Genomic DNA, 15,480 nt, shown 5'->3' with positions numbered 1-15,480 from the left:
CGCCGCCCCTTTTCAATCTCGGATCAGTCGCGTACCGGGCCAGGGGCCAGCACTTCACGCGAACCGTTGGTATTCATGGACGTCACGACACCGGCCATTTCCATGGCTTCGATCATGCGCGCTGCGCGGTTGTAGCCGATTTTCAGTTTACGCTGAACCGCGGAAATGGAGGCACGGCGGCTTTCCAGAACGAACTGCACCGCTTCGTCATATAACGCATCGGCCTCGGGATCATCACCGTCGCCACCACCGCTGCTGCCCTCAAAGCCACTGCCGGCCTCTTCGACACCGTTGAGGATGTCGTCGTTGTACTCCGGCGCGCCACGCAGCTTCCAGGCCTCGACCACGCGATGAACCTCATCGTCGGACACAAAGGCCCCGTGGACACGGATCGGCAGACTGGTACCCGGCGGCATGTAGAGCATGTCACCGTGCCCCAGCAATTGTTCGGCGCCGCCCTGGTCGATGATGGTCCGGGAATCGATCTTGCTCGACACCTGGAACGCCATACGGGTCGGAATGTTGGCCTTGATCAGGCCGGTGATCACGTCAACCGACGGACGCTGGGTCGCGAGGATCAGGTGGATGCCGGCAGCACGCGCCTTCTGGGCGATACGCGCGATCAGTTCTTCCACCTTCTTGCCGACGATCATCATCATGTCGGCGAATTCGTCGACCACCACCACAATGGTCGGCAGCTTTTGCAGCAGCGGCGCTTCATCATGGATGCTTTCGCGCTTGTACAGCGGATCGCTCAACGGCTCGCCAGCGTCCTGGGCTTCCTTGACCTTGGCATTGAAACCAGACAGGTTGCGCACGCCCATTTTCGCCATCAGTTTGTAGCGTCGCTCCATCTCGGCAACGCTCCAGCGCAGGGCGTTCGCGGCGTCCTTCATGTCGGTGACCACCGGGCACAGCAGATGCGGAATGCCCTCGTAGATCGACAGTTCGAGCATTTTCGGGTCGATCATGATCAGTTTGGCGTCTTCCGGGCCGGACTTGAACAGAATCGACAGGATCATCGCGTTCACACCCACCGACTTACCGGAACCGGTGGTACCGGCCACCAGCAGGTGCGGCATCTTCGCCAGGTCAGTGATGACCGGCTTGCCGCCGATGTCATGACCCAGTGCCAGTGTGACCGGCGATTTGAAGTTGTCGTACTCGGGGGTCGACAGCACTTCGGAGAAGCGCACGATCTGCCGGTCTTCGTTGGGAATCTCGATACCGACCGTGGTCTTGCCCGGAATCACTTCCACCACCCGCACGCTGGTCACGGCCAGGGAACGTGCCAGGTCCTTGGCGAGGTTGGCGATGCGGCTGACCTTGACCCCGGCCGCCGGTTGAATTTCGTAACGGGTGATCACCGGCCCAGGGTGGATCGAATCCACAGTGACTTCGACGCCGAATTCCTTGAGCTTGATTTCCAGCAAATGGCCGACCGCGGCCAGGGATTCCGGCGAATAATTGAGTTGTTTCTTTTCCGCAGGATCAAGAATCGAAATCGGCGGCAAGGTGCCTTCCACCGCACTGTCGACGAACAGCGGCGCCTGTTTCTCTTTCTCGACGCGCTTGCTCGGGGCTGGTGGCTTGACCGGCGCCGGCGCAATCACCGGCGGCACCTGTTTCTCACGCTCGGACATGTGCTTGCTCAGGGCTTGCTCACGCTCGATCAAGCGCTCCTTGACCTTGGCCTGTTCGCGTTTATCGGTGACGGTTGGCGCGACCACGTCGTGCACGCGGTCGTCGACTTCACGCAATTGCGCCACCAGTTGCTTGCGCTCGGTACGGGCCGCCCACCAGCGGTTGGCTGCGCCCTGGAACAGCTCGAAGAGGTCGAGCGTGATCTTGCCGGTGACGTCCATCACCTTGAACCACGACAAATCGGTGAAAACGGTCAGGCCGAACAGGAACAGGGCAATGAACAGCAGCGTGCTGCCCTGAATGTTCAAGGCGTTTTTCGCCAGATCACCCAGGCTTTCGCCCAGCGCACCGCCAGCACCGGCCGGCAGACCGGTCGCCGCGTGAAAATGGATATGGGCAAGCGCAGCACCGGACAACACCAGAAATACCAGCCCGATCAGGCGCCAGGAGAACAGCCAGCCGCTCCACTGCCACGGCTCGTGACGTTGGCGGAAGATCTGGTAGGCCTTGATCGCCAGCAACAGGGGGAAGATGTAGGCGAAGTAACCGAGCACCATGAACAGGATATCGGCGCTGTAGGAGCCCGCCGGACCACCGAAATTCTGCACATCGTCGATCTTGCTGTTATGGCTCCAGCCCGGATCGTCCTTGCCGTAGGTCAGCAAGGCCATCATCAGAAACAGGCACAACGCGCCAATGGCGATCAATGCACCTTCCTTGAGGCGGTAGTGCAATTGCTGACGCCAGAGCGGCACGACTGTTTTGGGTGCTTCGGTGGATTTCTTCAAAACGCTACTATTCCTGCGCCCAAGGCGCGTCCATCTGTTGATTGACTATTAAAAACTGCCCAATCCAGGCAGGTAAAAAAGTTGACAGCCATAACTCAGACTACTTTTAACACTGCGTTCCGGTTTTTATAAACACGAAACGTCCTGCTTATTTTGTTACAAACGCTGTTACAGCCAGGCATTGTACGGGTTTGTACGCTTGATGCCATGCTTGTGATCCTAGGGTGTAGCATAGTCAACAGCACATCACGTGCGACTCAATTTGAGCATGCATTGTCTTTTGTGACAAAGGCTTATGAGGTGTTTTTATGAGCGAAGCGAAGCATCACCGCCTGATCATCCTGGGTTCCGGCCCCGCCGGTTACAGCGCAGCCGTGTATGCCGCCCGCGCCAACCTCAAACCCGTTGTCATTACCGGCATACAGGCCGGTGGCCAGCTCACTACCACCGTGGAAGTCGATAACTGGCCAGGCGATGTCGAAGGCCTCACCGGCCCGGTGTTGATGGAACGCATGCAAAAACACGCCGAGCGCTTTGCCACAGAGATCGTTTACGACCACATCCATACTGCCAAGTTGCAACAGCGCCCGTTCGAACTGATTGGCGACAGCGGCACTTACACGTGTGACGCGCTGATTATTGCCACCGGTGCGTCCGCGCAATACCTGGGGTTGGCGTCGGAAGAAACGTTTGCCGGCAAAGGCGTTTCCGCCTGCGCGACCTGCGACGGGTTCTTCTATCGCAATCAAGTGGTCGCGGTCATTGGTGGCGGCAATACCGCCGTTGAAGAAGCACTGTACTTGTCGAACATTGCCAAGGAAGTTCATCTGATACACCGGCGGGACAAGTTGCGTTCTGAGAAAATCCTCCAGGACAAACTCTTCGAGAAAGCCGCCAACGGCAATATTCGCCTGCACTGGAACCAGAACCTCGATGAGGTACTGGGTGACGCCACTGGCGTGACCGGCGCCCGCCTGCGCGATAGCCATACGGGTGAACTCAAGGAACTGGCAGTGGCCGGGGTGTTCATCGCCATCGGCCACAAACCCAATACCGACCTGTTCGTCGGCCAACTGGAAATGCGCGACGGTTACCTGCTGGTCAAGGGTGGCAGTGATGGCGATGCCACGGCGACCGCCATTGCGGGCGTGTTTGCCGCTGGTGACGTGGCCGACCACGTCTATCGCCAGGCCGTGACTTCCGCAGGGGCTGGCTGCATGGCTGCACTGGACGCGGAAAAATACCTCGACGACATTCCCGTCGTTTAACGGCACACTTCACGGCGGGCCGAGAGCCCGCCACCGCCCTCCCCTTCTGCAAGCCCGAACGCCATGCTGACTTGGTTACAACGCAACACCCTGACTTTCCCGCCACTGGAAAAGGCCATGCGTGACCCCAACGGGTTGCTGGCGGCCGGTGGCGACCTGTCTGCCGACCGGCTGATCCAGGCATATCGTCACGGCTGTTTCCCATGGTTCTCGGAAGGCCAACCGATCCTCTGGTGGTCACCCGACCCACGCACAGTTTTATTTCCCGACGAACTGCACGTATCCCGCAGCCTTGGCAAATTGCTGCGCCAACAACGCTATCAGGTGACCTTCGATCGGGATTTCGCCGCCGTTATCCGGGCGTGCGCCGCCCCCAGGGAATACGCCGATGGCACCTGGATTACCGATGCCATGCAGGACGCCTACATTAAACTGCACCGTCGCGGGTTCGCCCACTCGGTGGAAGTCTGGGACCAGCAAGAACTGGTTGGCGGATTGTACGGTTTGGCGATGGGCCAGATGTTTTTCGGCGAATCGATGTTCAGCCGCGCCGACAACGCCTCCAAATTTGGTTTTGCCACATTGGTGCGACATCTGAAAGACTCCGGCTTTGTCTTGATCGACTGCCAGATGCCGACCGATCATCTGCACAGCCTTGGCGCGCGGGCAATTCCCCGCAGCGCATTTGCCGGTTATCTGGCGCAATATCTGGATCGACCCAGCCGCGCAACCTGGGTTTGCTGAGCGACTTTTGCGCGCGTGGCTTACACTTAATCGAAAGCATTATCCCGAGGGTTGATCATGACCGAGTTGGCGCGCCTGAAGTTCTATGCCACTCAGCCCCACTCTTGCAGCTATCTGCCTGAGGAGCAGGCCACGACCCTGTTCCTTGACCCTAGCCAGCCCATGGATGTGCATGTCTATGCAGACCTGTCGGAAATGGGTTTCCGTCGCAGTGGCGATCACCTCTACCGGCCCCATTGCCAGAACTGCAATGCGTGCGTGCCTGCGCGCATTCCCGTAGGGCAATTCGCGCCCAATCGTCAGCAGAAACGCATTTTCAAACGCAACGCCGATCTGCAGGTGCGCCCGGCCAGACCCGGGTTCAGTGAAGAGTATTTCGATCTCTATCAACGGTACATTGAAGAGCGACATGCCGATGGCGACATGTATCCGCCCAGCCGCGATCAATTTTCTACGTTCCTGGTGCGTGACCTGCCGTTTTCGCGTTTCTATGAATTTCGTCTCGACGGACGGTTGCTGGCGATCGCGGTGACCGACCTGCTGCCAAACGGCCTGTCGGCGGTTTACACCTTCTATGAGCCTGCCGAAGAACGACGCAGCCTGGGGCGTTATGCGATCCTCTGGCAAATCGCCGAGGCCCGGCGCCTGGGGCTGGATGCGGTCTACCTGGGCTACTGGATCAAAAACTGCAAAAAAATGAGCTACAAGACCCAATACCGCCCAATAGAGCTGCTGGTTAACCAGCGCTGGGTCGTTCTGAACTAGAGCACACCCTAAACCCCTTGGCTTGACCCCCACTTTTCGGGCACAATGCACGCCGCTTTTGCCTGGCGCAGTTGCACCGGGCCATTCACTGGACACCGAGGGCTTTACTGCATGTCGAAAGAAGACAGCTTCGAAATGGAAGGCACTGTCGTCGACACCCTGCCCAACACCATGTTTCGCGTGGAGTTGGAAAATGGGCACGTCGTAACCGCGCATATCTCCGGCAAGATGCGCAAGAACTACATCCGTATTCTTACCGGTGACAAAGTGCGCGTCGAGCTGACGCCCTATGACTTGAGCAAAGGGCGCATCACTTACCGCGCTCGCTAATCAAGTCAATACAAAACGCCCGGCTTATGCCGGGCGTTTTTGTTTGCGGATCGTTCCCACGCTCTGCGTGGGAATGCCTCAACGGACGCTCTGCGTTCGGCTTTTGAAGGGATGCGGAGCGTCCCGGGCTGCATGCCCACGCGGAGCATGGGAACGATCAATAGCAGAAAGGCGCCAATTGGCGCCTTTCTGCTTTGTTGCGGTTAACGTCAGGCCATTTCAGCCGTGGTCTCGAACTCGAAGGTCAGTTCGCCGTCCTTGATGTCGATGTGCACCACACCGCCATGTTCGGCCAGTTCGCCAAAGAGAATCTCCTCCGCCAGCGGACGCTTGATCTTGTCCTGGATCAGGCGAGCCATTGGTCGAGCACCCATTGCCGAGTCGTAACCACCGGCCGCCAGCCAGCTGCGGGCCGCATCGGTGACTTCCAGCAATACACGCTTGTCTTCCAACTGCGCCTGGAGTTCGGTAAGGAACTTGTCCACCACACTCTTGATGACCTCATGACTGAGGCGACCAAACTGGATAATGGTGTCCAGACGGTTGCGGAACTCTGGCGTAAAGCTCTTCTTGATCACTTCCATCGCATCGGAAGAGTGGTCCTGATGAGTGAAACCGATCGAAGCACGTGCGGCAGTTTCGGCACCGGCGTTGGTCGTCATGATGACGATCACGTTACGGAAGTCCGCTTTGCGCCCGTTGTTATCGGTCAGCGTACCGTGATCCATCACCTGCAACAGCAAGTTGAAGACTTCCGGATGCGCCTTTTCGATTTCATCAAGCAACAGCACGCAGTGTGGCTGCTTGGTAATCGCTTCGGTCAGCAGGCCGCCCTGATCGAACCCCACATAACCAGGAGGTGCACCGATCAGACGCGATACGGTGTGCCGCTCCATGTACTCGGACATGTCGAAACGAATCAGCTCGACACCCAACGCCTTGGCCAGTTGGCGCGCCGCTTCGGTTTTACCGACACCGGTCGGCCCGGCGAACAGGAACGAACCGACTGGCTTGTCAGGCGACTTGAGGCCGGCACGGGAGAGCTTGATCGCGGTTGCCAGCGAGTCGATCGCCGCATCCTGGCCAAACACCGTCAGCTTCAGGTCACGCTCAAGGTTACGCAGCAGCTCCTTGTCGGAACTGGTGACGTGCTTTGGCGGAATCCGCGCGATTTTCGCAACGATGTCCTCGACCTGAGGCACTTCGATGCGCTTCACCCGCTTCTCGATCGGTTGCAGGCGCTGGAAGGCTCCCGCCTCGTCGATCACGTCGATCGCCTTGTCCGGCATATGACGGTCGTTGATATAACGCGAAGCCAGTTCGGCAGCGGCACGCAAGGCTTCATCACTGTATTCGATATTGTGATGAGTCTCGAAACGCCCTTTCAGGCCACGCAGAATACCAATGGTGTCTTCCACCGAAGGCTCCGACACGTCCACCTTTTGGAAGCGCCGTGCCAATGCTCGGTCCTTCTCGAAAATCCCACGGAATTCCTGGAAGGTGGTCGAACCGATGCACCGGATATCACCGGACGACAGCAACGGCTTGAGCAGGTTCGAAGCATCCATCACGCCACCGGACGCGGCACCCGCACCGATGATGGTGTGGATTTCGTCGATGAACAGGATCGCCTGCGGACGTTTTTTCAGTTCATTGAGCAACGCCTTGAAGCGCTTCTCGAAATCGCCACGGTATTTGGTCCCGGCCAGCAGCGCGCCGAGATCAAGGGAGTAAACCACGCTGTTGGCCAGCAGGTCCGGAACCTGGTTGTCGACAATACGCTTGGCCAGGCCTTCGGCGATCGCGGTTTTACCCACGCCGGCCTCGCCCACCAGCAGCGGATTGTTTTTGCGACGACGCGCCAGGATCTGCGCGACGCGTTCGACTTCCAGCTCACGGCCTACCAACGGATCGATTCGACCCTGGCGCGCGAGTTCATTGAGGTTGCTGGCATAAGCATCCAGAGGATTGCCTGAAGAAGAAGACTCACCGCCCTCGTCGTCCTGCATATCTTGCTCACCTTCAGAGTGATCGCCGTGCCCGGGCACCTTGGAAATGCCGTGGGCGATGTAGTTGACGACATCAATGCGGGCAACGCTCTGCTGTTTCAGCAGGAACACCGCCTGACTTTCTTGCTCACTGAAGATCGCGACCAGCACGTTGGCGCCAGTCACTTCACGCTTGCCCGAGCTCTGTACGTGAAACACAGCACGTTGCAGTACACGCTGGAAGCCCAGGGTTGGCTGGGTTTCACGATCTTCGTCATGCACGGGGATCAATGGCGTGGTGGAGTCGATGAACTCCTGCAGGTCATGCTTGAGTTTGTCGAGGTTTGCGCCGCACGCACGCAAAACGGTGGCGGCAGCCTCATTGTCCAATAGGGCCAGCAGAAGATGTTCGACGGTCATGAACTCATGACGCTTCGAACGAGCCTCCTTGAAGGCAAGATTGAGGGTGACTTCGAGCTCGCGGTTTAACATAGCTTCACCTCATACCCAAGTGGTCGGCGATTAACCGTCCTTCTCGATTTCACAGAGTAGCGGATGCTGGCTTTCCCTGGCGTACTGGTTGACCTGCATGGCCTTCGTCTCGGCGATGTCGCGGGTAAACACTCCACATACTGCCCGTCCTTCTGTATGAACGGCCAGCATGACCTTGGTCGCCAGCTCGCGATTCAGGTTAAAAAACACCTCGAGCACTTCGACGACGAAATCCATCGGTGTGTAGTCATCGTTGAACAAAACCACCTTGTACATCGGCGGCGCCTGTAAAGCAGGCTTGGCCTCCTGAACAGCAATGCCTGCGGAATCGTCGTCGTGTAAATCAGGGCGATCCTGATTGAATGTTAGTCGAATCTGGCTGATTGCATGCATGGAAAGAAAGGTTCGTCAGTTGTTCGAATACAGTGGTGGGGGCGGCTATCAGCGTTTTCAACTCCGACTGCCGGGTCAGCTTGACTATCGGCAAAAGGGTGTTACAAACAATAGAGCCCACAGTGGGTAAAAAAGGTCCGCGGAGTCAACTTTTTTCGAAGAAGTGACTGCGGATGAACTGGATGATACTCCAGTGATGGAGTCTGTTGCAGAGGGAGTTGGGTATGTCAGGTGTCAAGGTCAGCGGCAAGGTCAAATGGTTCAACAACGCCAAGGGTTACGGCTTCATCAATGAGGATGGCAAGACGGAAGATCTGTTTGCCCATTACTCGGCCATCCAGATGGACGGTTACAAGACCCTCAAAGCCGGGCAATCTGTGGTGTTCGAGATCATCCAGGGACCCAAGGGCCTGCATGCGGTCAACATCATGAATCCTGTGGATGCATCGAAACCGGTGACATCCACCACATCATCAGCTGTAACGGCCTGAGCCCGCACAACATCCAGTCATAAAAAAAACCGCCCGGCTCAAACACTTGAGCCGGGCGGTTTTCGCATGCCTTTCGTTCGCTTACATGTGCGAGATCAACGCATCGCCAAAGCCGGAAGAGGAAACCAGTTTCGCGCCCTCCATCAGACGTTCGAAGTCATAGGTCACGGTCTTGGCGGAAATCGCGCCGTTAGTGCCCTTGATGATCAGGTCTGCCGCTTCGGTCCAGCCCATGTGGCGCAGCATCATTTCCGCAGACAGGATCAGCGAACCCGGGTTGACCTGGTCCTTGCCGGCGTACTTCGGTGCTGTGCCGTGGGTGGCTTCGAACATGGCCACCGTGTCGGACAGGTTGGCACCTGGGGCAATACCGATACCTCCCACTTCAGCCGCGAGGGCGTCGGACAGGTAGTCCCCATTCAGGTTCAGGGTGGCGATTACATCGTACTCAGCCGGGCGCAGCAGGATCTGCTGGAGCATGGCATCGGCGATGGCATCCTTGACGATGACATTCTTGCCGGTTTTCGGGTTCTTGAACTGCATCCACGGGCCGCCGTCGAGCAGAGTCGCACCGAACTCTTCAGCCGCCACTTCGTAGGCCCATTCCTTGAAGGCACCTTCGGTGAACTTCATGATGTTGCCTTTGTGCACGATGGTCAGCGAATCACGATCGTTGTCGACCACATATTGCAGGGCCTTGCGCGCCAGACGCTTGGTGCCTTGCAGGGACACCGGCTTGACGCCGATACCGCAGTTCTCGTCGAAACGGATCTTGGTAACGCCCATTTCTTCTTTAAGGAACTTGATGACCTTGGTGGCTTCCGGCGTGCCGGCTTTCCATTCGATGCCGGCGTAGATGTCTTCGGAGTTCTCGCGGAAGATCGTCATGTCGACGTCGCCTGGCTTCTTGACCGGGCTGGGCACGCCTTCGAACCAGCGCACCGGGCGCAGGCAGACGTAAAGGTCGAGTTGCTGACGCAACGCCACGTTGAGCGAGCGGATGCCGCCACCCACCGGGGTGGTCAGCGGGCCTTTGATGGAAACCACGTAATCCTTGACCGCGTCCAGGGTTTCCTGAGGCAGCCAGGTGTCCTGATCGTAAACCTGGGTCGCTTTCTCCCCGGCATAAACTTCCATCCAGGAAATCTTGCGCTCGCCGCCGTAAGCCTTTTTCACAGCAGCATCGACAACCTTGATCATGACCGGGCTGATGTCGACACCAATGCCGTCACCTTCGATGAAGGGGATGATCGGGTTATTAGGAACATTGAGAGAATGGTCTGCATTGACGGTGATTTTGTCGCCGACGGCTGGAACCTGAATCTTCTTGTAACCCATGCTGAACTCCATTGATTGGATTGAACATCTGGCTTGGTTCGAGCGTAACCCAGTTGAATCGGCGCGCAAACCCTATGTTCCATTCATCTGCCGCAAAGCCATACAACCAGCGCGCTACAAGCCTGAAAGCAAAGGGAAAAGCGCCAAACTCAAGCACGACGAATGACCATACGCCTTGCTCGCCCCTGCGACCTTTAGACCAATGGACGACAATCGTTGCATATGAACCATCGGCAGATTGCCAGCAACCTATGTATAATGCCGCCCGCTGACTAAAGGGTCACGATGGCTGAACGGCTCTATGACGAGCCTTTGCGCCGCACAATCTGGTCTGTTACCGCAGACCGGCTACTTGACGCCCTACTGATGCACCCAACATCACAGCAACGAAACCTCGATATTCGGCTCATGGATGACTTTGAACGAACGCGCTTACCCGGCGCCCCTCGAGTTTCTGCGCACGCTTTAGCAAAGAAGAGAGAGTTAATCCGAATATGCCCACCCGCTCGAAGATCATCTATACCTTCACCGACGAAGCTCCCGCCCTCGCCACCTATTCACTGTTGCCTATCGTAGAGGCGTTCACCGCCTCGGCTGATATCGCCGTGGAAACCCGCGATATCTCTCTTGCAGGGCGCATCCTGGCCAGCTTCCCCGAGCAATTGGGCGACAAAGCCGTAGCCGACCACCTCGCCGAACTGGGCGACCTGGCCGTTACGCCTGAAGCCAACATCATCAAGCTGCCGAACATCAGCGCCTCGGTTCCGCAATTGCAAGCCGCGATCAAAGAACTGCAAGCCCAGGGCTACGCACTGCCGGACTACCCGGAAACCGTGACCAGCGACGCCGACAAAGACGTCAAGTCGCGCTACGACAAGGTCAAGGGCAGCGCCGTGAACCCGGTTCTGCGTGAAGGCAACTCCGACCGTCGCGCCCCGCTGTCGGTCAAGAACTACGCGCGCAAACACCCGCACAAAATGGGCGCCTGGGCTGCTGACTCCAAGTCCCACGTTGCGCACATGAGCACCGGTGATTTCTACGGCAGCGAAAAAGCTGCCCTGATCGACGCCGCTGGCGCCGTGAAGATCGAACTGATCGCTCAAGACGGCACCACCACCGTCCTGAAAGAAAAGACCACCGTTCAGGCTGGCGAGATCCTCGACTGCGCCGTCATGAGCAAAAACGCTCTGCGCGCATTCATTGCCGCTGAAATCGAAAGCGCCAAGGCACAAGGCGTGCTGCTGTCGGTTCACCTGAAAGCGACCATGATGAAGGTTTCCGACCCGATCATGTTCGGCCAGATCGTTGCCGAGTTCTATAAAGACGCACTGGCCAAGCACGCTGACGTGCTGGCACAGATCGGCTTCAACCTGAACAACGGCATCGGCGATCTGTACGCTCGCATCAAGGCCCTGCCGGCCGAGCAGCAAGCGCAGATCGAAGCTGACATTCAAGCGGTCTACGCCGTTCGCCCTGCCCTGGCGATGGTCAACTCCGACAAAGGCATCACCAACCTGCACGTGCCGAGCGACGTCATTGTCGACGCCTCGATGCCAGCAATGATCCGTGACTCCGGCAAAATGTGGGGCACCGACGGCCAGCTGCACGACACCAAGGCTGTGATCCCGGATCGCTGCTACGCCACCATCTACCAGGCGGTGATCGAAGACTGCAAGGCCAACGGCGCCTTCGACCCAACCACCATGGGCAGCGTGCCGAACGTTGGCCTGATGGCGAAAAAGGCCGAAGAGTACGGTTCCCACGACAAGACGTTCCAGATCAAGACCAACGGCGTTGTCCGCGTGACCGACACCAATGGCACCCTGCTGCTGGAACAGTCGGTTGAAGCCGGCGACATCTTCCGCATGTGTCAGACCAAAGACGCGCCGATCCAGGACTGGGTCAAGCTGGCCGTCAACCGTGCTCGCGCAAGCAGCACGCCAGCGATCTTCTGGCTGGACCCGATGCGCGCCCACGATGGCGTGGTGATCGAGAAAGTTCAGGCTTACCTGAAGGATCACGACACTGCCGGCCTGGACATCCAGATCATGGCGCCGGTCGACGCAATGAAGTACACCCTGCAGCGCACCCGCGCAGGCAAGGACACCATCTCGGTGACCGGCAACGTACTGCGCGACTACCTGACCGACCTGTTCCCGATCATGGAACTGGGCACCAGCGCCAAGATGCTGTCGATCGTGCCGCTGATGAACGGCGGTGGCCTGTTCGAAACCGGCGCCGGCGGTTCGGCGCCGAAGCATGTTCAGCAGCTGCTGGAAGAAAACTTCCTGCGCTGGGATTCGCTGGGTGAGTTCCTGGCATTGGCCGCATCCCTGGAACACCTGGGCGTGACCTACAACAATCCAAAGGCACTGGTTCTGGCCAAGACCCTGGACCAGGCCACCGGCCAGTTCCTGGACAACAACAAGTCGCCATCGCGCAAAGTCGGCAACATCGACAACCGCGGCAGCCACTTCTACCTGGCGCTGTACTGGGCTCAAGCCCTGGCTGCCCAGACCGAAGACACTGCACTGCAAGCGCAGTTCGCGACGCTGGCCAAGACCCTGACCGAGAACGAGGCAACCATCGTTGCCGAGCTCAACGCCGTTCAGGGCAAGCCAGTGGACATTGGCGGCTACTACCACGCCAGCGCCGAGCTGATCAGCAAGGCCATGCGTCCAAGCGCCACACTCAACGCGGCGATTGCTGCGCTGGTGTAAGGCTGCAAGGAAGTACCACAAACCCCGGCCCTGTGCCGGGGTTTGTGTTTTCGGTACTTAATGATTGGCACAAAAACCTGTGGGAGCTGGCTTGCCAGCGATGACGATTTATCATTCGACATCAACATTGACTGACCCACCGCTATCGCTGGCAAGCCAGCTCCCACAGGGACTGTGCTCCAGCATTCAACATCGAGGAAGCTTCATGACCTGGCAACCCCACATCACCGTCGCCACCATCGTCGAAGACAACGGCCGCTTCCTGATGGTCGAGGAACTCAAGCACGGTCGCGTCGTACTCAATCAACCGGCCGGCCACCTCGACCCGAACGAGACCCTGACCGAAGCCGCCGTGCGCGAAACCCTCGAGGAAACCGGCTGGGACGTCGAACCGACCGGCGTGCTGGGCATTTATCTGTACACCGCCCCGAGTAACGGCGTGACTTACCAACGGGTCTGCTTCATCGCCAAACCACTGAAACACCACCCGGATTATCAATTGGACGACGGCATCGTCGGTGCCAAGTGGTTGACCCGCGACGAATTAATCGAGCAGCGCGATAACTGGCGCAGCGAACTGATCATCCGCTGCATCGACGACTATCTGGGCGGCCAACACTTCAGCCTCGAATTGATCCGTCCTTCTCTTTAGCCTTGCGGGCCTGAGCCTGCTAGAATCGCGTCCTTTTTCAAGACACTCATTGAATCCCTATGCGTGATCCAGCCCCTTCTGACACAAAAAAGAAGCGCGTCATTGTCGGCATGTCCGGCGGCGTGGACTCTTCCGTTTCCGCCCTCCTGCTGATCGAGCAGGGTTATGAGGTGGAAGGCCTGTTCATGAAGAACTGGGAAGAAGACGATGGAACGGAATACTGCACCGCCATGGATGACCTGGCGGACGCCCAGGCCGTGTGCGACAAGATCGGCATCAAGCTGCACACCGCCAACTTCGCGGCGGAGTACTGGGACAACGTGTTCGAGCATTTCCTGGCCGAATACAAGGCCGGTCGTACGCCGAATCCGGACATCCTGTGCAACCGCGAAATCAAGTTCAAGGCGTTCCTCGACTACGCCATGATGCTGGGCGCCGACCTGATCGCCACCGGTCACTACGTGCGTCGCCGCGACATCGATGGCCGCACCGAATTGCTCAAAGGCCTGGACCCGAACAAGGACCAGAGCTATTTCCTGCACGCCGTCGGTGGCGAACAGATCGCCAAGACCCTGTTCCCGGTCGGCGAACTGGAAAAACCCCAAGTGCGCGCAATTGCCGAGAAATACCAGCTGGCGACCGCGAAGAAGAAAGACTCCACCGGGATCTGCTTCATCGGCGAGCGCCGTTTCAGCGATTTCCTCAAGCAATACCTGCCAGCTCAACCAGGCGAGATCAAGACCACCGAAGGCGAAATCATCGGCCGTCACCACGGCCTGATGTACCACACCATCGGCCAGCGCCAGGGCCTGGGCATTGGCGGCTTGAAAGACGCCAGTGACGAGCCGTGGTACGTGCTGGTCAAAGACCTGGAGCACAACGAGCTGATCGTCGGCCAAGGCAACGATCACCCGTGGCTGTTCTCCCGCGCCCTGCTCGCCTCGGACATCTATTGGGTCAACCCGATCGACCTGAGCCAGCCACGCAAGCTGACCGCCAAGGTGCGCTATCGCCAGAGCGACCAGCCTTGCACCCTGGAAAAGACTGCCAACGGCTATCGCGCGACCTTCGATGACCCGCAGCGCGCGGTCACTCCAGGCCAATCGGTGGTGTTCTATGACGGCGAAATCTGCCTCGGCGGCGGCGTCATTGAAGTAGCAGAGCCATGGACCAGCAAAGGCGCTCTTGAAGGCGAGCAGCAATGACTCCCACCCAGGAACAACTGACGGCGCTGGGCGGCGTATTTCTCGCCGCCGTGCTGGTAGACAAGATCGCCAAGACCGGACAGACCAGCGAAGCCGGCTTGACCTGCATGCTCGGCAGCCTGTTGATCCGCGACCCCAAGGACACCCTGGAAGTCTACGGGGGCGACGACCTCAATCTGCGCGAAGGCTATCGCGCGCTGATCGGCGCCCTCGAACGCGACCCGAGCGCCCTGCAACGCGAGCCGTTGCGCTATGCGCTGGCCATGCTCGGTCTTGAGCGGCAGCTGGCCAAGCGCAGCGACATGCTGGATGTGATCGGCAAGCGCCTGCCGCAAATTCAATCCCAGGTCGAACACTTCGGCCCGGCCCACGAAAACGTGATCGCCGCCTGCGGCGCGCTGTATCAGGACACCTTGAGCACCCTGCGCCAACGCATCCAGGTGCATGGCGACATGCGCAACCTGCAGCAACCGAGCAATGCCTCGAAAATCCGCGCCTTGTTGTTGGCCGGCATTCGTTCGGCACGCCTGTGGCGGCAATTGGGCGGGCATCGCTGGCAACTGGTGATCAGCCGTCGCAAATTGCTCAAAGAACTTTACCCATTGATGCGTAACGAATAACTCGCATCGACGGAACCGAACCTAGCAATACGCGTAATACGC

At 58.4% G+C, this 15,480-nt stretch carries 14 protein-coding genes; 10 read left to right on the top strand and 4 right to left on the bottom strand.

The window, feature by feature from the left end; genetic code table 11:
* Positions 1–23: 23 nt before the first annotated feature.
* Positions 24–2,432 (bottom strand): DNA translocase FtsK, encoded by a 2,409-nt coding sequence (locus D8U73_RS27825; protein WP_056854604.1) that lies wholly within the window; start codon positions 2,430–2,432, stop codon positions 24–26.
* Between the two features lie 308 nt (positions 2,433–2,740).
* On the opposite strand from D8U73_RS27825, the gene trxB reads away from it, so the two are divergent.
* The 4 genes from trxB to infA all read left to right on the top strand — a co-directional run bounded on the left by trxB (position 2,741) and on the right by infA (position 5,539).
* Positions 2,741–3,700, top strand: coding sequence for a thioredoxin-disulfide reductase (gene trxB, locus D8U73_RS27820; protein ID WP_130906291.1), 960 nt, complete (start codon positions 2,741–2,743; stop codon positions 3,698–3,700).
* 63 nt (positions 3,701–3,763) lie between these two features.
* Complete coding sequence (gene aat / locus D8U73_RS27815) at positions 3,764–4,444, top strand: leucyl/phenylalanyl-tRNA--protein transferase (RefSeq protein ID WP_130906290.1); 681 nt, start codon at positions 3,764–3,766, stop codon at positions 4,442–4,444.
* A 57-nt stretch (positions 4,445–4,501) separates the two neighbouring features.
* Complete coding sequence (locus D8U73_RS27810) at positions 4,502–5,209, top strand: arginyltransferase (RefSeq protein WP_130906289.1); 708 nt, start codon at positions 4,502–4,504, stop codon at positions 5,207–5,209.
* 111 nt (positions 5,210–5,320) lie between these two features.
* Positions 5,321–5,539: a translation initiation factor IF-1 gene (gene infA / locus D8U73_RS27805; protein ID WP_002553999.1), complete on the top strand. Its 219-nt coding sequence runs from the start codon at positions 5,321–5,323 to the stop codon at positions 5,537–5,539.
* Between the two features lie 209 nt (positions 5,540–5,748).
* Here infA and clpA read toward each other — a convergent pair whose 3' ends face one another.
* Entirely contained in the window at positions 5,749–8,019 is a 2,271-nt protein-coding gene (gene clpA, locus D8U73_RS27800) for an ATP-dependent Clp protease ATP-binding subunit ClpA (RefSeq protein WP_056854608.1), read from the bottom strand.
* A gap of 30 nt (positions 8,020–8,049) precedes the next feature.
* Positions 8,050–8,412, bottom strand: coding sequence for an ATP-dependent Clp protease adapter ClpS (clpS, locus tag D8U73_RS27795; protein WP_015094394.1), 363 nt, complete (start codon positions 8,410–8,412; stop codon positions 8,050–8,052).
* A gap of 224 nt (positions 8,413–8,636) precedes the next feature.
* Between clpS and cspD the strand changes: the two genes are divergently transcribed.
* Positions 8,637–8,903, top strand: coding sequence for a cold shock domain-containing protein CspD (cspD, locus tag D8U73_RS27790; protein ID WP_056854609.1), 267 nt, complete (start codon positions 8,637–8,639; stop codon positions 8,901–8,903).
* Between the two features lie 81 nt (positions 8,904–8,984).
* Here the strand turns inward: cspD and icd are convergent, their stop codons facing one another.
* Positions 8,985–10,241 carry an NADP-dependent isocitrate dehydrogenase gene (gene icd / locus D8U73_RS27785; RefSeq protein WP_007972065.1) on the bottom strand — a complete coding sequence of 419 codons (1,257 nt, stop codon included), beginning with the start codon at positions 10,239–10,241 and terminating at the stop codon, positions 8,985–8,987.
* Between icd and D8U73_RS29285 the strand changes: the two genes are divergently transcribed.
* From D8U73_RS29285 to hflD, 5 genes are all read left to right on the top strand, one after another.
* Positions 10,240–10,407: a hypothetical protein gene (locus tag D8U73_RS29285; protein ID WP_177336584.1), complete on the top strand. Its 168-nt coding sequence runs from the start codon at positions 10,240–10,242 to the stop codon at positions 10,405–10,407. The two genes, icd and D8U73_RS29285, sit on opposite strands and share 2 nt — an antisense overlap.
* Positions 10,408–10,735: 328 nt before the next feature.
* Entirely contained in the window at positions 10,736–12,961 is a 2,226-nt protein-coding gene (locus D8U73_RS27780; RefSeq protein ID WP_056854610.1) for an NADP-dependent isocitrate dehydrogenase, read from the top strand.
* 205 nt (positions 12,962–13,166) lie between these two features.
* A complete protein-coding gene (locus D8U73_RS27775; RefSeq protein ID WP_130906288.1) occupies positions 13,167–13,613 on the top strand; it encodes an NUDIX hydrolase in 447 nt (148 codons plus the stop codon).
* Between the two features lie 59 nt (positions 13,614–13,672).
* A complete protein-coding gene (gene mnmA / locus D8U73_RS27770; RefSeq protein ID WP_130906287.1) occupies positions 13,673–14,818 on the top strand; it encodes a tRNA 2-thiouridine(34) synthase MnmA in 1,146 nt (381 codons plus the stop codon).
* On the top strand, positions 14,815–15,438 hold the full coding sequence (gene hflD, locus D8U73_RS27765; protein ID WP_056854613.1) for a high frequency lysogenization protein HflD: 624 nt from the start codon (positions 14,815–14,817) through the stop codon (positions 15,436–15,438). Before mnmA ends, hflD begins: the two co-directional genes overlap by 4 nt.
* The last annotated feature ends 42 nt before the right edge of the window (positions 15,439–15,480 follow it).

It is taken from the genome of Pseudomonas sp. Sample_22 (genome assembly GCF_004307635.1).
In the GTDB taxonomy this organism is placed as follows: domain Bacteria; phylum Pseudomonadota; class Gammaproteobacteria; order Pseudomonadales; family Pseudomonadaceae; genus Aquipseudomonas.
The sequence above is the reverse complement of the archived record's forward strand: the minus strand, read 5'-3'. Positions and strand labels throughout refer to the sequence as shown.

What these genes read in the sequence shown, in the direction of transcription:
- trxB (WP_130906291.1), top strand. Translation starts at nt 2,741, where the DNA reads ATGAGCGAAGCGAAGCATCACCGCCTGATCATCCTGGGTTCCGGCCCC.
- aat (WP_130906290.1), top strand. Translation starts at nt 3,764, where the DNA reads ATGCTGACTTGGTTACAACGCAACACCCTGACTTTCCCGCCACTGGAA.
- D8U73_RS27810 (WP_130906289.1), top strand. Translation starts at nt 4,502, where the DNA reads ATGACCGAGTTGGCGCGCCTGAAGTTCTATGCCACTCAGCCCCACTCT.
- infA (WP_002553999.1), top strand. Translation starts at nt 5,321, where the DNA reads ATGTCGAAAGAAGACAGCTTCGAAATGGAAGGCACTGTCGTCGACACC.
- clpA (WP_056854608.1), bottom strand. Translation starts at nt 8,019, where the DNA reads ATGTTAAACCGCGAGCTCGAAGTCACCCTCAATCTTGCCTTCAAGGAG.
- clpS (WP_015094394.1), bottom strand. Translation starts at nt 8,412, where the DNA reads ATGCATGCAATCAGCCAGATTCGACTAACATTCAATCAGGATCGCCCT.
- cspD (WP_056854609.1), top strand. Translation starts at nt 8,637, where the DNA reads ATGTCAGGTGTCAAGGTCAGCGGCAAGGTCAAATGGTTCAACAACGCC.
- D8U73_RS29285 (WP_177336584.1), top strand. Translation starts at nt 10,240, where the DNA reads ATGCTGAACTCCATTGATTGGATTGAACATCTGGCTTGGTTCGAGCGT.
- icd (WP_007972065.1), bottom strand. Translation starts at nt 10,241, where the DNA reads ATGGGTTACAAGAAGATTCAGGTTCCAGCCGTCGGCGACAAAATCACC.
- D8U73_RS27780 (WP_056854610.1), top strand. Translation starts at nt 10,736, where the DNA reads ATGCCCACCCGCTCGAAGATCATCTATACCTTCACCGACGAAGCTCCC.
- D8U73_RS27775 (WP_130906288.1), top strand. Translation starts at nt 13,167, where the DNA reads ATGACCTGGCAACCCCACATCACCGTCGCCACCATCGTCGAAGACAAC.
- mnmA (WP_130906287.1), top strand. Translation starts at nt 13,673, where the DNA reads ATGCGTGATCCAGCCCCTTCTGACACAAAAAAGAAGCGCGTCATTGTC.
- hflD (WP_056854613.1), top strand. Translation starts at nt 14,815, where the DNA reads ATGACTCCCACCCAGGAACAACTGACGGCGCTGGGCGGCGTATTTCTC.